The following is a 20,514-nucleotide window of genomic DNA, read 5'->3' on the forward strand; positions in this document are numbered from 1 at the left end:
TTCCCTTATTTACTCCCTCACTTATTCCCTCAATTTACATTGAGCCGATATTGAGCCCTTTATTATTTCTTTTTTGAGTCCATTATGAGCCCTTATAAAATACTTGAACCCCCTAATTCCACTACTGTTTCGAATATATTCGGTTTAAGCCTATATAAAAATGAGCCCTTATTATTTGTTTGTTATGAGCCGATATTGAGCCCTTTTAAAACATAGGCTGTACCCACGCCTGTTGTTCCTATTTTTTCTAAATACACTTCTTCTAGCTCGTTTAAATATCTGGTTGCCGTTGCTTTACTTACGTCACATATTTTTTGAACTTCTGAATTGGTAATTTCTCCAAATTCTTGAACGTGCAAGACAATCTTTCGCAATTCTTCTTTGAGCCCTTTAGCTTTTAAACTTTGGTCGGAAAATCTAATTAATTCCACTTGAAAATCTGGTGGTGTATTAGAAAATATGGGTGGTGCTATTTTATGTGCTTTACAGGCATTAATTATCTTGATGGTTCCACGTCCCCAAGATTCAATATAACCTGCTCTAAATAGCGTATTGGCAATATCTGGATTGAATGGTTTGGAAGGATGTTTTTGTGTTAGTCTATCTACCGTCCAATTGGCAGGTAATTGCCCTTCGTTCCAAAATATAATTTTATCACTGTACACACTTATTTGAATGGGTATGCCACTACTGTAATCTTTATGGGCTATGGCATTGAGTAATGCTTCACGAACCGCATCTTGCGGAAAGGCATAGGTTTCTTCACGAACACCATTGTTATATGTGATTTCGGCTTTGTCGTATTTTGTTTTTAATAGGTCTAATGCTTCTTCGGCTTGTTCTAATAAATTTCCTTTTACCTCATCTTGGTATTTTAAGTCGTCATCGCTTTCAAAAAAGCCGATTTTAATGTATGCTCCTGTAACGTATTTTTCTGGATTGGGATGAAACAACAATACAGCTGCCCGTTTTAGCATTTTTTCATCTTCAAGATATAAATGTAAACCTTCTAATAGTTCTTGATTTGTACCTTGTAAATCTTCGGGTTCTAAACGTTTACTTTTTGATGCTTTATTCCGAAAAAAATCAAAGGTTCTTTCTTTTAAATCTTCTACCGAAATATTAGGTACAGGTACACCATCCCATTTTTTTCCCTGACGCTCCAATAAAAACTTGGTTAATGCAGCTCCTTTTAACTCTTGTAGGGTACTGCCAGAACGGTAATAGTATTTGCCACGTAAACTGATAGGAAAAGGATAAGCTTCTACCACAATTTCGAGATAATCATTACCATCTTTAGTGTGTAGGTTTACATCTACCATTAAACCTAAAATATCCCGAGCTTGGTTAGGTATGTCTTCCAACAATTTTTTGGCATTTGATAAATGCTTGGTATTACCCTTATCGTCTATACCAATATACAATGTACCGCCTTGTGCATTGGCAAAACCACAAACCCATTTAAAGTACTCGTCTCGCCAAGACTCTTTCCATTCTATATTTTGTGATTCTTTACTCATTATTTTAAAGCTTCTCTAATAATACGTACCTCTTCTATACTGTCTAGGGTTTCTATAGCAAAACGAACAGGATGGTCTGGGTGATACAACCGCTCGTACTCACTTTGTATAATACCTAACTTTTCTTCTTCACTCATACTATCATTTATGGGCTTGAGGTCTGAAAAGTGTTTTAGTATAGATTTGTTGGCGGACTCTATTTTGTCTGGAAAGTATACTTCAAAAATAATTGAGTTACAAAGGATAAAATAAAAGTCATATAAATTATCAAACGCTTCTTGTGTAAACTCCAAATAATGAGTTAACACAACTAGCTGTTCAATTGATTCAGATGGTAATGGAATTTGTCTTAATTGTTCAGGTTTTATATTAACATCAAAAAAATAATATGAAAACCAATAATTGATAACATTTGAATTTATATAACATAAAACTTCTTCTAATTTTAGATTACAATTTTCTTTTAGAAGAATATTTGATGTTCCTGTTCCATTAATATGAAAATCTCGGTCAATTGCTGCCTTTATTCTTTGTTTTAAACGAGGGTTTCTTATGCGCTGTACCAAAATATGAGGTTTCGCATAAATATATTCAGGTCGAGGACGATGTAACCAATCTCCGTACTTTAAATATTCTCCAGCCCAATTAATTTTAAACATATTTATATCACCTCCATATAGAAGTTTTTTATGAAATTCTGTTTCCTTTTCATTAGATGACCATTCTCTAGGTTGCTTTTTTGAACCATATGCTATTAAACCTTGCCATACTTCACACACATCATCTAATCTATTTTTTTGTTTTTCAATTTCGATTACAATTTCATTTCTAGGTTTTAAAATAATCGAATAATCATTTTTAAGATAGTTCAATTCAATTGATTGAGATAATTTAATGTCACCTGAAACCAAGAGAGTTTTAGGGTTAATATTTTGATTTGAAATAATGAAGACAGTTGTATCAACTGTTGCGCTTTTGAAAACATCATATAAAGTTTCTGTTATTAGATATAAATGGTAATCAGATATAATATGTTTTCTTAGTTTTTTAAAATAGCTCAAACTTGTCCAAGTGTCAGGTGTTATAAAAGTTAGACAGCCAACATTATTAATTATTGTACAAGATTTTTCTATAAAAAATTTATAAATCTCATACTTACCTTCAGCAGATATAAAGTTATTTTTAAAAAAGTCTTTATTAGTTTTTATAATTTCTCCATAAGGCGGATTTCCAATCACCACATCAAAACCACCTTTTTCACGCCATACTTCAGAAAAAAATAGTTTAAAATCAAAGTCAATCTTGTACCCAGCAAAGGTTTCAGCAGTATCTAACAGTTCTCGTATTTTTGTGTTAATCTTGTTGCGTAATGTTTTTTTACGTTGCTCATTGGTAACTGCATAGAACTCTTCCTTTAATGTTTCTAACTCTTTTTCAACCTCTAAATCTCGCATTGTACCATCAGGCATACCTATTAACGAGTTACCACAAACGATTTTATAATCAAGATTTGGTAAAGTTTCTATAGGTTCTAAATCGTCTTCATCTACTACCAAAGACAGCCATAAACGTAAACGTGCTATATCTATAGCAGAGCGGTCTATATCTACTCCGTAAATACTTTCTTGTATGATATGTTTTTTTAAGCGGTACACATAACGGCTTTCGCTCACTTCGACTTCGCTCAGTGCAGGCTCGCTTTCTATAAGTTCAAATTTTAGCAGTTTTTCTTTTAAATAATTGTAGCTTAAATGTGGTTTTAATATTAATTGAGCCGTTACCAACTCGTGCAACAAACCAACAGGAAATGCCCCAGAACCAATAGCTGGGTCGCAAATGCGTATTTCGGTTAGTTTTTTATCTATAACATCGGCATTATTACGTACAGTTTCTGGCAATAAGAATTTATAGGTTTTGGTTTCCCCACGTTCTGCCACACGTACATCATTTTCTAATGCTAAATGTCCTTCGCGTATGTATTGCTCTATATCTTCTTTGGGTACAATAATTTCATTGGTTTCAGCCTGTATGGTTTGTTGCCCTGTTTTACCTTGATTTCCAAACATATTTGTTTGGTCATCACCCAATTCTTGGTAAGTGTTATTGTAATTATTTAATGCATTATCTAAATAATGTATTAAACTTTCTTGACACATATAGTGTACAATTTCACGAGGTGTATAGAAGGCTCCTTTACTTTTACGTTCTTTAATCTCCAACATATTTTCGAAGACTTTCCCCAACATTTCAGGGTCAACCGCTACTTCTTTATCAAGAGGTTCGTCTTCTTTAATGGTAAAGTTGTAACGGTCAAAAACATCTAGGATACCAGTACGCTTTTCTTCTTTTTCTTCACCACTTCTAAAAAAATCTTGTGGAATTGAAATATTGGCGTTTTGCCAATCGTATTGCGCTTCAAAAAGCCCTCCATTTAAAAATGGAATACGACAGTTGAAACGTGGGTAAAACGAATTATCGTTATCACGTTCTTTTGCCAATGCTTCATAGAACAAATATTGTAAATAGTCTTTAAAGAAATTGAGATTTTCTTGTTGTGCTTTTTCAAATAATTTTTGCACAAAGTGTTTATCGCCATTTCCCCAACGTTCGTTTTTTGGTACACCTAACCACCCTTTTTTCTGCAAAAAGTATAAGAACACAATTTGGCCTAATAACTTTTTGGTAAAGCCTGACGCATCTAATTGGCTGTCTTGAAAAATGGATAAATCTTGTTTTTCAAAATACTCATAGACTTTAATGTATAAGCTTTTGTATTGTTCAAAAAATTCATCGGTTACACGTTCTATACTAAACGCTTTTTCTAACTCTGAAATGGTTGGGTTATTCGCAATATTTTGTAAAAGCGGTAACAATTGCGTTTTTGCTGTATGTGATTTCTCGTATTTCCCAACCAAAAAGGAATAACGCTTTGCAGGTGTAAACTCCTTACGCATTTTTACTTTTTGCTTTTCTTCATCTAAATAGGATTGATGTTCCATTTTTATAAAAGAAAAACGCCAATCGAACCCATCATCTTCTTTAGAATAAAAAGCCACTAAAGCATAGTCTTTCTCAAAATTGTTGAGATGCTTAATCACAAAGTTTCTTAATGCTGTTCTTGCTCTTTCCAGTTTAGAAACATTTTTTACCTGAACAATCAAGACGTCTAAAGCTTCGCCTTCCGGGTCTATGTATTTACCAATGCGTTTATAGTAGCCTACGTGGTCGCGTTGGTCTTCCCAAATGGTATTGCCACTATATTTATTCGGTTTTATTTCAAAGTCGTTTAATAAGTTTTGTATGAAGTTTGTAAACTGTGCTTCATCAAACGCATTGTTAAACGTTTTATCAATTAGGTTAATAGCTGAATTTTTATCCATAATTACTTATTGGTAATATATCCTGAAAGAATGACTTCTCTTTTCTGAAATTTTTTATTGTTTTTGTTGGTAATATCCAACTGAATACGACCATACTTGCGTAATACTTGCAATACTTGTAAAGGCTCTATGACTTTTTCTAATTCTTTTTTTACAATTTGAGCCGTTTTCTTTGCCATTTTACCTTCTTTAAGCGTTGCCTTTACTGCTGCTATGAATTCTTCATCGGTTTCCGTAAAGCCTTTAAAATTTTTAAATAGCTTATCTTTTATGATGCGGTCTTCAATGTATTTAGCATTAGAACGTCCTTTATTACCACCTGTTTCTTCTTTTGCTGTTGTATCGAGCGTGAATTTTGCTCTGTTAGTTTGCAACATTGTAAAGAAGTTTTCAGGGACTTTAGCTCTTGGCGTTTTTGGTGTACATTCTAATTCTTGAACAGCATCGAAGAACGTCACCTCATTAGATTTACCACTTTGAAACTGATAGAACTTTTTGAGTTTGCCAATACGGAAAAAAGTTAGCATTGTCTGTAAATCATCATCATCATTATTAAAACCACTACGAGCCTTTTTTGGTAGCTTTTTAATACGCTCGAATAAGTCGGCTTCATTATCTCTGATGTTTCTAATGATTTCTAAATATTTTAATTCAGAATCACCAACCTCATCTTCTCCTGAATACGCTTTTTTATTATTTAAGGTATTGAATAACTCTTGACTACCAAACTCTTCACCATCACTTAAATATTTAGCATCTTCACCTAAAATATCGTGAAACATTTGAATTTTATTCGTGATATTTACTTCCAGTCCTAAATGCGCATCGGAATGTGTTGTTGGGAAAAAGTTGTAGATATATACAAAAGGAAACGCACTACCTAAACGATTTACACGTCCCGCACGTTGTAATACACGAGTTGGATTCCAAGGTAAATCGTAATTCACCAATACATTTGAACGATGTAAGTTGATACCTTCTGCTAAAACATCTGTAGTTATTAAAAATTGAATATCATTAACTTGGTCTTTCTTTTTTCTGTTAGGGTCGAAATTACATTGGATAATATCTCTTGACACATTGTGATTAGATAGCAACGTATCGTTAGTATGTCTACCGCCTTTACTTGAAAAGAACATTACTTTTTCTGGAAACTCCTCTAATAAGGCTTCATACAAGTAATCTCCTGTTTCTTTGGATTCTGTAAAAATGACAAGTTTACTTTTTTTAAGTGTTTTATCTGCTTTTAAGTCTTGAATAAACTTTTCTAGTTTTGGGTCCTCATTAACTGATGACCATAACTCTTTTATACCTTTTAGAATATCGAGGTCTTTTTGAAGTAAGTCCGGATAATTCTGTGTAAAATCTTCTGATTTGTATTTATGAGCCTTATCTTCATTTACCAACTCTTCTAATTTATCAATATCATCGTTTTCCAATAAATCATATACATCTACTTTTTTACTTATGTAGATAGTACCTGATTTGTACATATCGATAAAATTCTCATAAGACTTAATAAAACGGTTAATACTCATTCTGAAAGCATAAAAACTACTTTCTAAACGCTTAACCAGAATGCCTTTCATAAAGCCACCAACGTTACGTTGTTGTTGTTTTTCAAATTCTGTTAATTGCTTATTCCCTTTATAAAATAATAAAGGTGTATAACGAGCATAAGTAAACTCTAATAGCTGTTGAATGGTAGATTTAAAAATGGTTTCTAAATTACCTTCGTATTGATAAACAATTTTGCTTGGATCGTTAAGGGTTGGGAATACCAAACCTTGTTTTTGCATATCATTTTTAAAGTAGGTCATAACATCATTACGTGTTCGCCTTACCATTACATAACGCAATACATTGTTACGAATATCATCCGATATTTCTTTAATAAGATGCTTGTATTCTGGGTCTGCTTTATCTACTTTATTCAATTTTGTTCGTAAACCTGCAAAATATTTTTCAAGATTTATTACCCCTGGAATAGTTGAATTTTTTGGTGATTGGAATAATTTAAGTTGGGCAAAAATATCGTTAATGGTATTGTTGAGTGGTGTTGCAGTAACAAGAATTACTTTTTTATTATTGCAAATTTCCAATAAGTCTGCATAAGCTTGCGTACCTTCATTTCTAAACCTATGCGCTTCATCTACCACAATATAATCGTAACGTTCTGTACCCTTTTTTAAAATATGAGTTAGCTTTCCTAATGATTCAACCTCAAAACTTCTAATACCAAAATCAAAAAGAGAGTCTTTCCAATATTCTTTTAATACAGGTGGACAGATTACTAATGTTCTACCCAATAATTGTTGTAATAATAAGGCTGTAATGAATGTTTTACCAAGTCCTACTACATCAGCTAAAAACACACCATTATACCTATCTAATATTTTCTTCGCTTGTATGGCCGCTTGACTTTGATATTTAAGTTTCATAAACCCATCAGGTAGAAATGGGTCGAACTCATCTTCTAAATTTATATCTTCTTCAAGGTATTCGTAAATTAACTTTAAGTACAATTCATAAGGCGTGATATTTTCACTTAACCACGTTTTATTTTCAATAGTATCAATAAAATCTTCTGAAATATCTACAGATTCAGCCCACAGTTTATTGAATTGGTTTTCAGCAAATAATACATCTCGCTTTGTTCTTAACTCTACATTAAATTCACGATTTGCAATTAAGCCAGATTCAGAAAAGTTACTCGAACCTGTAATAACAAATCCGTAGTCTCTATCTTCTGGTTTAAACTTTCCGATATACACTTTAGCGTGAATATTTTTAGATGGATATGCTCTTATTTCTAATTTTTTACCATTACCGTGATATGCTTTATCTATTTCAGGGTCTGAACAATCTGCGTTTAAAAAAGCTATGAATTTTTCAATACCCTCTTGAAGTTTGTTTTCAGGTTCTTCAGTATCTTCAATTTCTTCGAGTAAATTCTTTTGATATACTTTCTTGGTTCTTTTATGTGATTCTAAATCCAACATCGCCATTTCTTGGTGATGTGAAATAATATCGTAAGAGTCCTTATCTACATTTAACCCTACTAGTATCCTAATTTTCTCTAAAGGTTCAAGGGAATCATATAATCTATGAAAACCACTTAACCTGAAATAGCCAACTAACACATCGAACAATTGTGTATCACGTAAAGTTGATTTGAATCTATTTAATAAACTATGACCTTCTTCATTAGTAAAAAACGTTAAGTCTGTTTGGTCTATATTTGACATATTCTTATTTACTTCTATTGATTTTCTATTAACAGGTCACTCGCCTTTACGTTTAAAATTTCTGCTATCTCATACAGTACTTCCAGACTTGGTTGGGTACGGTTTTGCACATAACCATTTACCGTATTGAAGCTTTTACCGAGCTTTTCAGCCAACCAGACTTGCTTTATACCTTTTTCTTCTAAAACTTCTTTAATGCGATTCATAAGGGAAAATTGAACGATAAATATAGTTATTTACTTTATAGAAATACACTGTTTTGCTTTGTATTTTTATCAAGAAAGTATCACCTCTAATAATTCAGAGTAATTACCCCTGTTTTCAGGTATATTACAAGTTGAAAAATCACGTGTTTATACAGAAGTGAATTTGGTCTTCAAGTTTCTTAAATACCTCCTTCTCATATTTTGTTTCTGGGAAGCCTTTAATTAATTTCAAATACTGTTGACGCTCTTTTTTGTAAGTATGCTTATGATGCTGTTTTAAACCTAATGATATTTCTGAATTACCATAAGTAGCTAAAAGCTTTATTTCTGAAGGACTTAATTTCCCAAAATCTATTACTTTATTTTTTTTAATCAATGTATATACTTCCAACAAATCAAGCGACAATTGTTTGAAAACGTTTTTATCTACTAAATCGGAAAGTTTATAAATCGGTATACTATTCTTCCTTTGATTATAATATTTTGCATAAGCCTCACATTCAAAACGTATAACACTTTTTGGCAAGGTTAATCCACTTTCTGCCTTTACTTGATAAGTTTTATCATAACCTTTAATATTATAGTTTGTAGCCTTAAAATTAACACCATAAATTTTAGTCTTATTTTTCATAAACGATGGATTTATATTTTTAAACTGCTCCCAACTGTTAAAGGTATCTTCGGGAAAAGCATCTATCACAGTACCAACTGCTACCTTTTTTACTTCTGCAGCACTTAAATCACAGTCGAAATGCGCTATTAAATAATGAATCGCTTCATTTACTTGAGAATAACTAAAAGGCGAATGGTTATTATTACAATAGAATTTTTGAAGACTGTTTGTAATTGATAATTCTGAACCTCTCAACCATAGTTTTAAATTATTCAAATGCGAGTAATAACAAACTATTTCGCCTAATTTATTATATCGAGGCAACCACAAACAGTTATTCCAATAAAAAGGCTCGTTAACACCGTTCTTTACTTCTTTAGGTACTTTCGCTAAAGACTTTACTATTTTGATTGTATCGTACAACACCCACCATTTTATTTTTTGAATGCCTTGCGATAATTTTTCTCCAAGAGTTTTTCTACATCACTCATTCTATAGTAAATTTTTGAGCCTATTTGAGAAAAAGATACAACTCCTTGATCCCTCCAGGTTTGAGCTGTTCTTTTACTAATATTCATTAATTGCAAAAACTCTTGATTGTCTACAAAAATGTCTTTAGGGTTTTTCTGTTTTTTGTCTAATGATGTTTTAACTTCATCAATTTTCTTTAGAAGTTCGTCGTACTGGTTTTTTGATAAAATAATTGCTTCCATTTGCTTTTGAAAATTTTAATTCAACAATAAAATCAATGCAAATGTGTGTAATGAAGTATAGCAAAAACAGTTACATAGGGTTATATAACCCTTACTAAAACCCTTATATTCATTGGGTCTATATGAAAATAAATTATTTTAAATTTTTAATTTCTGCTTGTATTGTCCTGATATGTTTTTCCCAAAATTCAGCAGCTTTAGGATCAGGTGAATTAAACAATATTCTTAGTTTATTCTCACTAATTCCTTTTACTGGGTCAGAACTTTTTGTTTGAAAATTAGCTGAAATAAATCTGTGCAGTTCTGCTTCTGATTTTAAATTAAAAATTGATGGTTTTAAATCATTTATCATCTTAAAAAGGAATGCCAGTTGAGGAACAGAAAGATTAACTTTCAGTTTGTCTAAATTCACTTTAGAAGTTGCATCACCATTGGTTGTCCCTTGATGTTTATCTAATTCTTTTTTAATTATTCTAAGCATATCATAAATAGAATAGAACTCGAAAGGAAAAAGCAACTTTTCATAATCAATAATATAAGTAGGTTGCTTCTGCTTATTCTTATCAATTAAAAGAGATTCTCTTAAATATCCTTCTTTAATTAAATCTTCAGTAGATTTCCCATTATCACGTAATTTCTTTAGTGCCGCATCTACTTCATCAGGAAGAAATGTAGCTTCGTGCATTTCTTTAGCCGAAAAAGCATAAATTTCAATATCCTTGTACAAGTATTGAAGCGCAACAGGATCAAGCTCTGTTTCTTTTTTTATTATACTGTATAGCTCTAAATAAGAATGGTCTTTTCTACGAACATCATCCAAAATATTATATAACCTATTTGTATCATCTGGTTCTTCAATATCTTGTGAGGGTTCAATATCCGCAAAAACTTCATCAATTAGTTCTGACCTCATTTGCTGATACATTTCTGCAATCTTATTTCGCTTTTCTTCAATAATGTTTTCAGTAGCCTTTAAAAACTCCTTACTTGACAAAAACTCCAATTCTTCTGGAATCTTCATTGATTTAAAATTTTCTTGAAAAACACGAGTTGTTAATGAATTAAAGTCATACCATTTCCTATTCATAAAAACATCGAAACGTTTATCCAATAATTCAAATAGAAATGTTTTTTGAGGATGTGTAAAACTTTCAAAAACAATATCTAATCTTACATTTGGGAATACCTCATTAGGGTTAGACAATTTAATCTCTTTCCCATATTGATAATCATAAGGACTCTCTATAATCCATAAAATTGAAGGAAACAGCTTATTTGCATATGTTCTTGCTTTTTCCTTGATTTCCATTTTTTTACTTGGTTGTCCGTACATAGGCTAATTGATGTATTTATCGACTGCGTTATCTAACTCACTACTTATAATTTTTGCATACACTTGAGTGATACCAATATCTGTATGGTCCATTAATTTTGATACGTGTTCTATTCGCATACCATTGTTTAAAGCTCTGGTAGCAAATGTATGTCGGCTAATATGAAACGAAAGATTGAAAGGTAACTCTAATTCTTCCCCCATTCTACTTAGATACATATTGCTTAAAGAAATTGCCCTATTGGTTATTAAGCTTCTGTGTTCTCTGTCTTTAAAATATAGCTCATCGACTTTAGCAAACGGAAAAATTATATCGTTTTGTTTTTGATTTTCGGTTGCATACTTCTTTAAAATATCAACCGCTTTTTGACCTATCCTAATGCTATGCTGCCTTTTGGTTTTTCTTATTGTTTTTGTGATTCTATGATTTTTGCTATCGTAGTTTTTCCATTGTAATTCGATAACATCACCAAAACGTAACCCTCCAGAAAAAACAGAAAAGATAAACATATCTTTGATAACTTGTGCTTTATGTTCTTGTGGTACTTCTAAATTCATAAAAGCTTCAAACTGTTCTTCGCTTAAATAACGCTTTGTAGTCTTGTTTTTCTTTACTTTAAACTTTGTAAAGGGTGCAAGTTCATTAGATATTAAATCTTCGCTTTTAGCCTCTCTAAACATTAAATTTAGGATTCTAAACGCATAATTTATAGTTGTGTTATTGTTGCCTAATTTAGAACTGCAATGTGAAGCATAATTTTTTAGGGTTGTTGCTGTAATATCATCAAACATTATTTCACGATGCCCTATAAACCTTTCAAATTTTTCTATATTGTTTTTATAGCTTCTGTAAGTAGATAGCGTAACAGTATCTTTAAGCTTCTCGCATCTATCATAAGCAAACTCAAAAAAGTTAATTAAGGGTTTACCCTTAATGGCCTCTTTTATTCTTCTTGCTGATGTAGATTGATTTCTTCTTTCAAGGTCTGCAATCTCGCCTTCTGCATCTGCTATCTTCCTTGAAATGTATGCGTTTAACCTTGTTGAAGTTTTATGATTCTTCTTTACTTTTTGCTTATCTTCATCCCATTCGTTAGGTTGTAGTTTTACACTTAATGAGATGAATTTAGTTTTTCTGTTTTTGATTACTCGTAAATAAAGAGGTGCAAGTCCAGCTTTATCTATCTTGTTTTTTCTTAATACTACTTTAATTGAAGACATAAAACCCTGATTAATAGGCGGTGCAAATGGGTGCAACGCAATACGAAGGTACAACAATAGGTACAACAAACCTAACATTTAGTAGCATTTTATTGCTTTATTTTGCATTGACTAAAAACATAAAAACCTTATAAATAAAGGTCTTAAAAGCAATTTGATAAAAATGAGTGATAATACTATATAACAATGTATAACCGCAATTACGGCAGATTTGACTGCGTCGTAATCCACTCGGAATTGCTAACGTTAGTGCTCAACCAAAAATCTTTAACTTTAATCTCGCAACTGATGATTATATTAGACCGCTAAACAAAACCCATAAAAAAAAGCTCACAAAACGTGAGCTTTTTTTATTGATATATTTTATTTAAAAATCTAAGCGTTTAAATAATCTAACACATTAGCTTCTATCCTACTTTCTATGTTAGAGACGTCTGCTTTTACAAAAGTTTCGCCCATAATGTTTTCGTATAACTCTATGTAACGGTCAGATACAGATTTGATATACTCATCACTCATTTTTGGTACAGTTTGTCCTTCTAACCCTTGAAAATTATTAGCAATTAACCATTGGCGTACAAACTCTTTAGACAGTTGTTTTTGGGCTTCGTTATTATCTTGACGTTCTTGGTAACCATCGGCATAAAAATAACGTGAAGAGTCTGGCGTGTGTATCTCGTCTATCAAGACTATCTTACCGTCTTTAGTTTTACCAAATTCGTATTTAGTATCTACTAAAATTAGTCCGCGTTTTGCAGCAATTTCAGTTCCTCTTGCAAATAATTTGCGTGTGTAATCTTCTAAAACGGTGTAATCTGCTTCGCTAACAATACCGCGTTTTAAAATATCTTCGCGCGAGATGTCTTCATCATGATCACCCATTTCTGCTTTGGTTGCTGGTGTAATGATAGGCTCTGGGAATTTGTCATTCTCCTTCATACCTTCTGGCATAGCTACACCGCAAAGTGTGCGTTTACCAGCTTTATATTCGCGTGCAGCGTGACCCGATAAATAACCACGTATCACCATTTCTACTTTAAAAGGCTCGCACAAATGTCCAACAGCAACATTTGGATCTGGTGTTGCAGTTAACCAGTTTGGGACTAAATTTTCGGTTGCTTTCATCATACTTGTAGCAATTTGATTTAAGATTTGTCCTTTGTATGGGATACCTTTTGGCATAACAACGTCAAATGCACTTAGTCTATCTGTTGCAATCATGACTAATTTGTCGTCGTTAATATTGTAAACTTCTCTTACTTTTCCTTTGTACACACTTTTTTGACCAGGAAAATTAAAGTTGGTCTTTGTAATTGAGTTATTGTCTTTTGACACAGTATTCATTTTTTATTTAGAAAGAATCATCGTTATTTCATATGACTCTTGATTTGTTAGTTGTATTCTGGGCATAACAAATATACTATTTATATGCTTTGGTTCAAGTTTTTTAAAAGCTTCACGACTTATCAAATATCCGTCTTTTACAATTATATCTTTATCTGAATTTTTAAGAAGTGTTGTCGTACCTTTAGAAATTAAAACAACACCATCAGTTGCATTATTTATGGTAAGTTTCGATTTTATAAATTGTGAGTTTTTTGAAAAAAAACCTAATACCTTATTATCCGTTTTTAATATGTCGGCAATAGAGTCTTTAACGTCAAAAAGATTACCTAATTTAACACCTTTATAAAATATTAAAGGATTAATTCCTATAGATTCATTTTTTTGTAAAGTTGTAATAAATTCTTCAGGCGTATTATATGCTTCTGCAATAGATACTTTTGAAGATTTACACGAAAAAAGCAAAGCAAAAATTATAAAACTAAATATGACTAGTTTATTTTGATTCATTTTTACTCTCTATTTTCAATATTCTTGTAAGCTTCTATAATCTTTTTCACTAATCGGTGTCTAATAACGTCTTTATCATCTAAAAACACCATGCCAACACCTTCTACATTTTTAAGGATTAATAACGCTTCTTTTAATCCAGAAATAGTACGACGTGGTAAATCTATTTGTCCAGGATCACCAGTTAATAAAAACTTAGCGTTTTTTCCCATACGGGTTAAAAACATTTTCATTTGTGCGTGTGTGGTATTTTGACCTTCGTCTAAAATAACAAACGCATGATCCAACGTACGACCACGCATAAAGGCTAATGGTGCTATTTGGATAATACCTGTTTCTATGTAATTGGCTAATTTTTCGGCAGGAATCATATCGCGTAACGCATCATATAACGGTTGCATATACGGATCTAATTTTTCTTTTAAATCGCCTGGTAAAAACCCAAGATTTTCTCCTGCTTCTACTGCTGGTCTTGTTAAAATGATTCGCTTAACTTCTTTATTTTTCAAAGCTTGTACCGCTAAAGCAACACCGGTATAGGTTTTTCCTGTTCCTGCAGGTCCAATAGCAAAAACCATATCGTTTTTACGCATCAACTCTACCATACGACGTTGGTTTGCCGTTTGCGCTTTGATAACTTTACCATTTGCACCGTGTACAATAGTTTCACCGCTATGCTCAGACGTTGTGTAGTCTTCTTTGCTTTGGCTTGTTAGCACACGTTCTATAGTGTTTTCATCTAATTTATTGTACTTCCCAAAGTGTTCAAATAACATATTTAAGCGCCTATCAAACTCTTCAAGAAGATCCTCGTCACCGTAAGCTTTAATTTTATTTCCTCTAGCTACGATTTTAAGTTTTGGAAAATATTTTTTTAATGTGGTAATGTGTTCGTTACCAGTTCCAAAAAATTCTTTTGGAGAAATCTCTTCAAGTTCAATAATTATTTCGTTCAAAAGCGTTTAAATTTTAAATTAATCTGTACAATTTTATTAGTTTTGTTGGCATAAATGCTACTAAACAAACTTACGCAATTTTTGCGTGTTGTATATTAAAAAAATATCAACAAAATTAATGGCTATCATCACTTTAACAACCGATTTTGGAGAGAAAGATCACTTTGCTGGCGCGATAAAAGGCGCTATTTATAGTGAATTGCCTGACGTTAGAATTGTTGATATCTCACATTCGGTATCGCCATTTAACATCTCAGAAGCTGCTTATATCATTCAAAATGCGTACAGTAGTTTTCCTAAAGGAACCATTCATGTTATTGGTATTGACTCTGAATTAAACCCAGAAAACAAGCACATTGCTGTAGAGCTTGATGACCACTTTTTTATCTGTGCCAACAACGGAATTATGAGCATGATTGCCAATATTATTGCGCCTAAAAAGATTGTTGAAATTAACATACATGATAAAATTGAAACCAGTTTTCCTGTTTTGGATGTGTTTGTAAAAGTAGCTTGTCATATTGCACGTGGCGGTACATTAGAAGTTATTGGTAAAGCTATTAACAACATTAAGCCAATAAAAAAACTAGTGCCTTATGTTAATGACGAAAAAACACAAATTATTGGTAGTATTATCTACATAGACAACTACGGAAATGTAGTTACCAATATTAGAAGGTCATTTTTTGAACAGTTACAAAAAGGACGTGCTTTTGAGATTTCTGCAAGAAACTATAAGTTTAAAACCATACATAATAAATACAGTGATATTGTCAATTTTGACATTCCATTAGAACAACGTCATGATGAAGGTAGAGGTTTGGTTGTCTTTAACAGCTCTAATTTTTTAGAAATTGCTATTTATAAAAGTAATACTAATACGGTTGGTGGCGCTAGTACATTAATGGGATTAGGCTTAAGAGACACGGTAACGATTAACTTTTTAAAATAACCCTAAAATGTTTGTAAGAATTGTAAAAATGAGTTTTGCTGAAGATAATATTGCTACTTTTTTGGCTAATTTTGATACAGTAAAACACAAGATAAGAGCTTTTGAAGGTTGCCAGTTATTAGAATTATATCAAGACAAACACAATAGTAATGTGTTTTTTACGTATAGTTATTGGAACACAGAAGACGATTTAGAACGTTATAGACATTCAGAATTATTTAAAGGTGTTTGGGCAAAAACAAAACCCTTGTTTAATGCAAAACCTGAAGCTTGGAGTGTTGACAAATTAGCGATTTTAAATTGATCAATGACGACTAACGATTTACAAGTAAAACAGAATAAAAACTATTAACTTTACGCTTTAAACAATTTCACTTTAAAAACTTACAACTTTAAATACTTACAACTTTAAATACTTAAAACTTATTAATGCTAGCCATATTAAAAAAAGAAATTAACTCATTTTTTGCTTCGCCAATAGGCTATTTAGTTATTACAATTTTCTTACTACTTAACGGACTATTTTTATGGTTATTTAAAGGCGAATTTAACATCTTAGATAATGGTTTTGCAGATCTATCTTCGTTTTTCTTGTTATCACCTTGGATATTAATTTTCTTAATTCCTGCGGTAACCATGCGTAGCTTTAGTGACGAGAAAAAACAAGGTACTTTAGAGTTATTATTAACCAAACCTATTAGCACATTACAGCTTGTTTTAGGCAAATATTTTGGTGCATTTTTATTAATTATCATAGCACTAATACCAACTCTACTTTATGTATATACAGTTTATCAATTAGGTAATCCAGAAGGTAATTTAGATGTTGGTAGCACTTTAGGGTCTTATTTTGGATTGTTATTTTTAGTTGCTGCATATACTGCTATTGGTGTGTTTGCCTCTACCCTTTCAGACAATCAAATTGTAGCCTTTATTATTGCAGTATTTTTATGCTTTTTCTTTTATATAGGTTTTGAAGGTATAGCAGATTTTACCTCAAGTAATTTTATAGATAATTTAGGGATGTCTGCACATTTTAAAAGTATGAGTCGTGGTGTTTTAGATACCAGAGATATCATCTATTTTATTAGTGTTATAGCACTATTTATCTTTTTTACAACGCATATTATAAATCGTCAAAAAGCATGATCATTACCGTTCCTTTAATACTATCGTTTATTGTAACTTTTGTCTTGGTTTGGCTATTTGTAAAAACCATTGGCAACAAAAAATGGTTAAGCGTTTTAATCGCTTTAGTAATTACACCTTTTGCCTATTTTTACTTGTTATATCCAATGGTAAATATTTTTAGTAGTTATCATCACGAAAAATATTTTAATGCTTCAGATTGGGAAGAATATCCTGCGCAACGTTTTGAAATGATGAGCGATATTTTAAATGACAGTACTTTTATAGGAAAAACCAAAGCCGAAGTAAAATCTAAATTAGGAAAAGCTGAATGGTACGGTTGGGACGATGCTATTAAAGCGAACTCTGAAGACAAATGGAATTACAACTTAGGTTTTAAACCTGGTGCATTTACCAAAGATCAAGAGTGTTTAGAATTTGTCTTTAAAAACGATACTTTACAATCTATCAGAAACTATCAACTTGAACAAAAATTTGAATAAGTCACTTAAACATATCATCTTAGTTATTGTTGCTATAATTGCTGTAAACTTTATTAGTACTAAGGTTTATAAGCGTTTTGATTTAACAACAGACCATCGTTACACGCTTAATGAAGCAACTTTAGATATTATCAAAAAAGCTGAAACTCCAATAGTGATTGATGTCTTTTTAGAAGGTGAAGATTTTCCTTCAGAATTTAGGCGTTTACAAAGTGAAACCAAGCAATTGTTAGAAGAGTTTAGAGCTTACAACGACAATATTTCATTTAAGTTTATAAATCCTACCGAGGACGAAGATACACGTGATCAAGCTATTCAACAACTTAATGCTCGTGGCTTAACACCAATGCAGTTAAATGTTCAAGAAAACGGAAAACAAAGTCAAGAAGTTATTTTTCCTTGGGCATTAGCAAGTTATGATGAGGTTACGGTGAAAATTCCGTTAGTAAAAAATAAAATTGGCGAAACACAACAGCAATTAGTTACCAATTCCGTTCAGCATTTAGAATATGCTTTTGCAGATGGTATTAGTAAATTGGTCAATCCTAAACGTCGTAAAATAGCAGTTTTAAAAGGTAATAACGAAATGGATAATCTAAACATTGCAGATTATGTTAAAACACTTCGTGATTACTATTTTATAGCGCCTTTTACTTTAGATAGCGTTAGTAATAACCCAGAAAAGACCTTAAAAAATTTACAAGATTTCGATTTAATCATTGCAGCAAAACCAACTGAAGCCTTTACAGAAGATGAAAAATTTGTATTGGATCAATATACCATGAATGGCGGTAAAAGTCTTTGGTTAATAGACCAAGTTGCTATGAACAAAGACAGTTTGTATAACGACTTTGGTAAAAATGTAGCTATAGCAAGAGACTTGAATTTAACCGACTTTTTCTTTAAATACGGCGTAAGGATTAATCCTGTGTTAGTTAGCTCTATGTACTCTGCGCCTATTGTGTTATTATCTGGAGAAGGTAGCAATACTAGAGCGGAGCGTTTTCCTTGGACCTATTCACCATTAGCACAAGGTATTAGCACGCATCCTGTGGTAAATAACTTAAACTATGTAAAGTTTGATTTTGCAAGTCCGATAGATACTTTAAAAAACAATTTAAAGACCGTTAAAAAAACGGTTTTACTACAAAGTGCGCCACTTTCAAAATTAGAAGGAACACCGCGTGAGATTAGTCTAGATGAAGTTAATAATCAACAAGATCCTGCGTCGTTTAATAAAGGTTCTCAAAATCTAGCCGTATTACTAGAAGGTAAGTTTACTTCGGTATATAATAACCGTGTAAAACCTTTCGATTTAAAAGATGTAAAAAACGAAAGTGTGCCAACTAAAATGATTGTAATTTCTGATGGTGATGTGATTAAAAATGAAATTGATAGAAACGGACCTAAAGAATTAGGATACGATTCTAAATTAAATCAGTTTTTTGGTAATAAAGAATTTTTAGTAAACGCTGCTAATTATCTGCTTGACGATAACGGACTTATAAACATTCGATCAAAAGAAATTGCTGTTGCGTTTTTAAATTCAGAAAAAATCACAGAAGAAAAAACCAAATGGCAACTCTTAAACATCTTATTACCATTGGTATTGTTAGGGATTTTTGGTTTTAGTTTTAACTACTTCCGTAAGAAAAAATACGCCAAATAAGTGTTAATAAGTTTGTTTCCTAATTAAACACATTAACAATATATTTGTAATACAACAATTAACCGATTTTAACGAATATATAAATAGATGAAATTTATTGTATCAAGTACCTATTTACTAAAGCAATTACAGGTTTTAGGTGGTGTAATAAACAACTCCAATACACTTCCAATTTTAGATAATTTTTTATTTGAATTACAGCAATCAAAACTAACCGTTTCTGCAAGTGATTTAGAAACAACGATGTCTGCTGTATTAGACGTAGAAAGTGATAACGAAGGAAGCGTTGCTATTCCTGCACGTTTATTATTAGATACTTTAAAAACATTCCCAGAGCAACCTTTAACGTTTGTTGTAGAAGAAAATAACACTGTTGAAATTAGCTCTAATCACGGTAAATATGCATTAGCGTATGCAGATGGAAACGAGTTCCCTAAAGCTGTTAGCTTAGAAGATCCTAGCTCTACCGCAATGCCTGCTCATGTATTAGCTACTGCGATTAACAAAACTATCTTCGCTGCAGGTAACGACGATTTACGTCCGGTAATGAGTGGTGTATTTTTTCAATTCTCTACAGAAGGATTAACCTTTGTAGCTACAGATGCTCATAAACTTGTAAAATATTCAAGAGAAGATGTAAAAGCTTCTCAAGTAGCCGAGTTTATTATGCCTAAAAAACCTTTAAACTTATTAAAAGGAATTTTAGGAGCTAATGAAGATGAAGTAACTATTGAGTATAACGACTCTAATGCAAAATTCACTTTTGAAAATACCGTATTAATCTGTCGTTTAATTGATGGTAAATATCCAAACTACGAAGCAGTTATACCAAAAGAAAATCCTAACAAATTAACTATAGACCGCACACAGTTTTTAAACTCTGTACGTCGTGTTAGTATTTTCTCTAACAAAACAACACACCAAATAAGACTTAAAATTGCTGGTGCCGAACTTAATATTTCTGCAGAAGATATAGATTACTCTAACAAAGCAGAAGAACGTTTAACATGTGATTACCAAGGAGATGATATGCAAATTGGGTTTAATTCACGTTTCTTAACAGAAATGCTAAACAATTTAAGTTCTGCAGATGTTCAATTAGAATTAAGTATGCCTAACAGAGCTGGTATTTTAACACCAGTAGACGATCTTGAAGAAGGCGAATTTGTAACCATGTTAGTAATGCCGGTAATGTTAAATAGCTAAACCTAACTACAT

At 31.9% G+C, this 20,514-nt stretch carries 17 protein-coding genes; 6 read left to right on the forward strand and 11 right to left on the reverse strand.

Annotated features, from left to right (window positions below; translation table 11 throughout):
• Window positions 1–182: 182 nt before the first annotated feature.
• The 11 genes from WA327_RS12660 to WA327_RS12710 form a co-directional block, all read right to left on the reverse strand.
• On the reverse strand, window positions 183–1,520 hold the full coding sequence (locus WA327_RS12660; protein WP_336070301.1) for an ATP-binding protein: 1,338 nt from the start codon (window positions 1,518–1,520) through the stop codon (window positions 183–185).
• Complete coding sequence (locus WA327_RS12665) at window positions 1,520–4,900, reverse strand: Eco57I restriction-modification methylase domain-containing protein (protein WP_336070303.1); 3,381 nt, start codon at window positions 4,898–4,900, stop codon at window positions 1,520–1,522. The genes WA327_RS12660 and WA327_RS12665 overlap by 1 nt, the downstream gene beginning before the upstream one ends.
• Window positions 4,901–4,902: 2 nt before the next feature.
• Entirely contained in the window at window positions 4,903–8,148 is a 3,246-nt protein-coding gene (locus tag WA327_RS12670; protein WP_336070305.1) for a helicase-related protein, read from the reverse strand.
• A 14-nt stretch (window positions 8,149–8,162) separates the two neighbouring features.
• A complete protein-coding gene (locus WA327_RS12675) occupies window positions 8,163–8,354 on the reverse strand; it encodes a helix-turn-helix transcriptional regulator (protein WP_105019085.1) in 192 nt (63 codons plus the stop codon).
• Between the two features lie 139 nt (window positions 8,355–8,493).
• Window positions 8,494–9,243 carry a hypothetical protein gene (locus tag WA327_RS12680; protein WP_336070309.1) on the reverse strand — a complete coding sequence of 250 codons (750 nt, stop codon included), beginning with the start codon at window positions 9,241–9,243 and terminating at the stop codon, window positions 8,494–8,496.
• Between the two features lie 158 nt (window positions 9,244–9,401).
• Window positions 9,402–9,680 carry a helix-turn-helix domain-containing protein gene (locus WA327_RS12685; RefSeq protein WP_336070311.1) on the reverse strand — a complete coding sequence of 93 codons (279 nt, stop codon included), beginning with the start codon at window positions 9,678–9,680 and terminating at the stop codon, window positions 9,402–9,404.
• A gap of 133 nt (window positions 9,681–9,813) precedes the next feature.
• A complete protein-coding gene (locus tag WA327_RS12690) occupies window positions 9,814–11,013 on the reverse strand; it encodes a hypothetical protein (protein ID WP_336070313.1) in 1,200 nt (399 codons plus the stop codon).
• A 3-nt stretch (window positions 11,014–11,016) separates the two neighbouring features.
• On the reverse strand, window positions 11,017–12,234 hold the full coding sequence (locus tag WA327_RS12695; RefSeq protein ID WP_336070315.1) for a site-specific integrase: 1,218 nt from the start codon (window positions 12,232–12,234) through the stop codon (window positions 11,017–11,019).
• Between the two features lie 375 nt (window positions 12,235–12,609).
• Window positions 12,610–13,578, reverse strand: coding sequence for a phosphoribosylaminoimidazolesuccinocarboxamide synthase (locus tag WA327_RS12700; RefSeq protein ID WP_336070317.1), 969 nt, complete (start codon window positions 13,576–13,578; stop codon window positions 12,610–12,612).
• A gap of 3 nt (window positions 13,579–13,581) precedes the next feature.
• Window positions 13,582–14,088: a hypothetical protein gene (locus WA327_RS12705; protein WP_336070319.1), complete on the reverse strand. Its 507-nt coding sequence runs from the start codon at window positions 14,086–14,088 to the stop codon at window positions 13,582–13,584.
• Between the two features lie 2 nt (window positions 14,089–14,090).
• A complete protein-coding gene (locus WA327_RS12710) occupies window positions 14,091–15,044 on the reverse strand; it encodes a PhoH family protein (RefSeq protein WP_336070321.1) in 954 nt (317 codons plus the stop codon).
• 118 nt (window positions 15,045–15,162) lie between these two features.
• Here WA327_RS12710 and WA327_RS12715 point away from each other — a divergent pair, with 118 nt between their 5' ends.
• The 6 genes from WA327_RS12715 to dnaN all read left to right on the forward strand — a co-directional run bounded on the left by WA327_RS12715 (window position 15,163) and on the right by dnaN (window position 20,502).
• A complete protein-coding gene (locus WA327_RS12715) occupies window positions 15,163–15,996 on the forward strand; it encodes an SAM-dependent chlorinase/fluorinase (protein WP_336070323.1) in 834 nt (277 codons plus the stop codon).
• A gap of 7 nt (window positions 15,997–16,003) precedes the next feature.
• Window positions 16,004–16,300: an antibiotic biosynthesis monooxygenase family protein gene (locus WA327_RS12720; RefSeq protein ID WP_336070325.1), complete on the forward strand. Its 297-nt coding sequence runs from the start codon at window positions 16,004–16,006 to the stop codon at window positions 16,298–16,300.
• A gap of 125 nt (window positions 16,301–16,425) precedes the next feature.
• The gene (gene gldF, locus WA327_RS12725; protein WP_336070327.1) at window positions 16,426–17,145 is read left to right on the forward strand and encodes a gliding motility-associated ABC transporter permease subunit GldF; all 720 of its coding nucleotides are present in this window, start codon (window positions 16,426–16,428) and stop codon (window positions 17,143–17,145) included.
• Window positions 17,142–17,627 (forward strand): hypothetical protein, encoded by a 486-nt coding sequence (locus WA327_RS12730; protein WP_336070329.1) that lies wholly within the window; start codon window positions 17,142–17,144, stop codon window positions 17,625–17,627. The genes gldF and WA327_RS12730 overlap by 4 nt, the downstream gene beginning before the upstream one ends.
• Window positions 17,620–19,296: a gliding motility-associated ABC transporter substrate-binding protein GldG gene (gene gldG / locus WA327_RS12735; protein WP_336070331.1), complete on the forward strand. Its 1,677-nt coding sequence runs from the start codon at window positions 17,620–17,622 to the stop codon at window positions 19,294–19,296. Before WA327_RS12730 ends, gldG begins: the two co-directional genes overlap by 8 nt.
• An 87-nt stretch (window positions 19,297–19,383) precedes the next feature.
• Window positions 19,384–20,502, forward strand: coding sequence for a DNA polymerase III subunit beta (dnaN, locus tag WA327_RS12740; protein WP_027879870.1), 1,119 nt, complete (start codon window positions 19,384–19,386; stop codon window positions 20,500–20,502).
• Window positions 20,503–20,514: the final 12 nt, after the last annotated feature.

It is taken from the genome of Mesoflavibacter sp. CH_XMU1404-2 (genome assembly GCF_037029465.1).
Taxonomy (GTDB): domain Bacteria; phylum Bacteroidota; class Bacteroidia; order Flavobacteriales; family Flavobacteriaceae; genus Mesoflavibacter.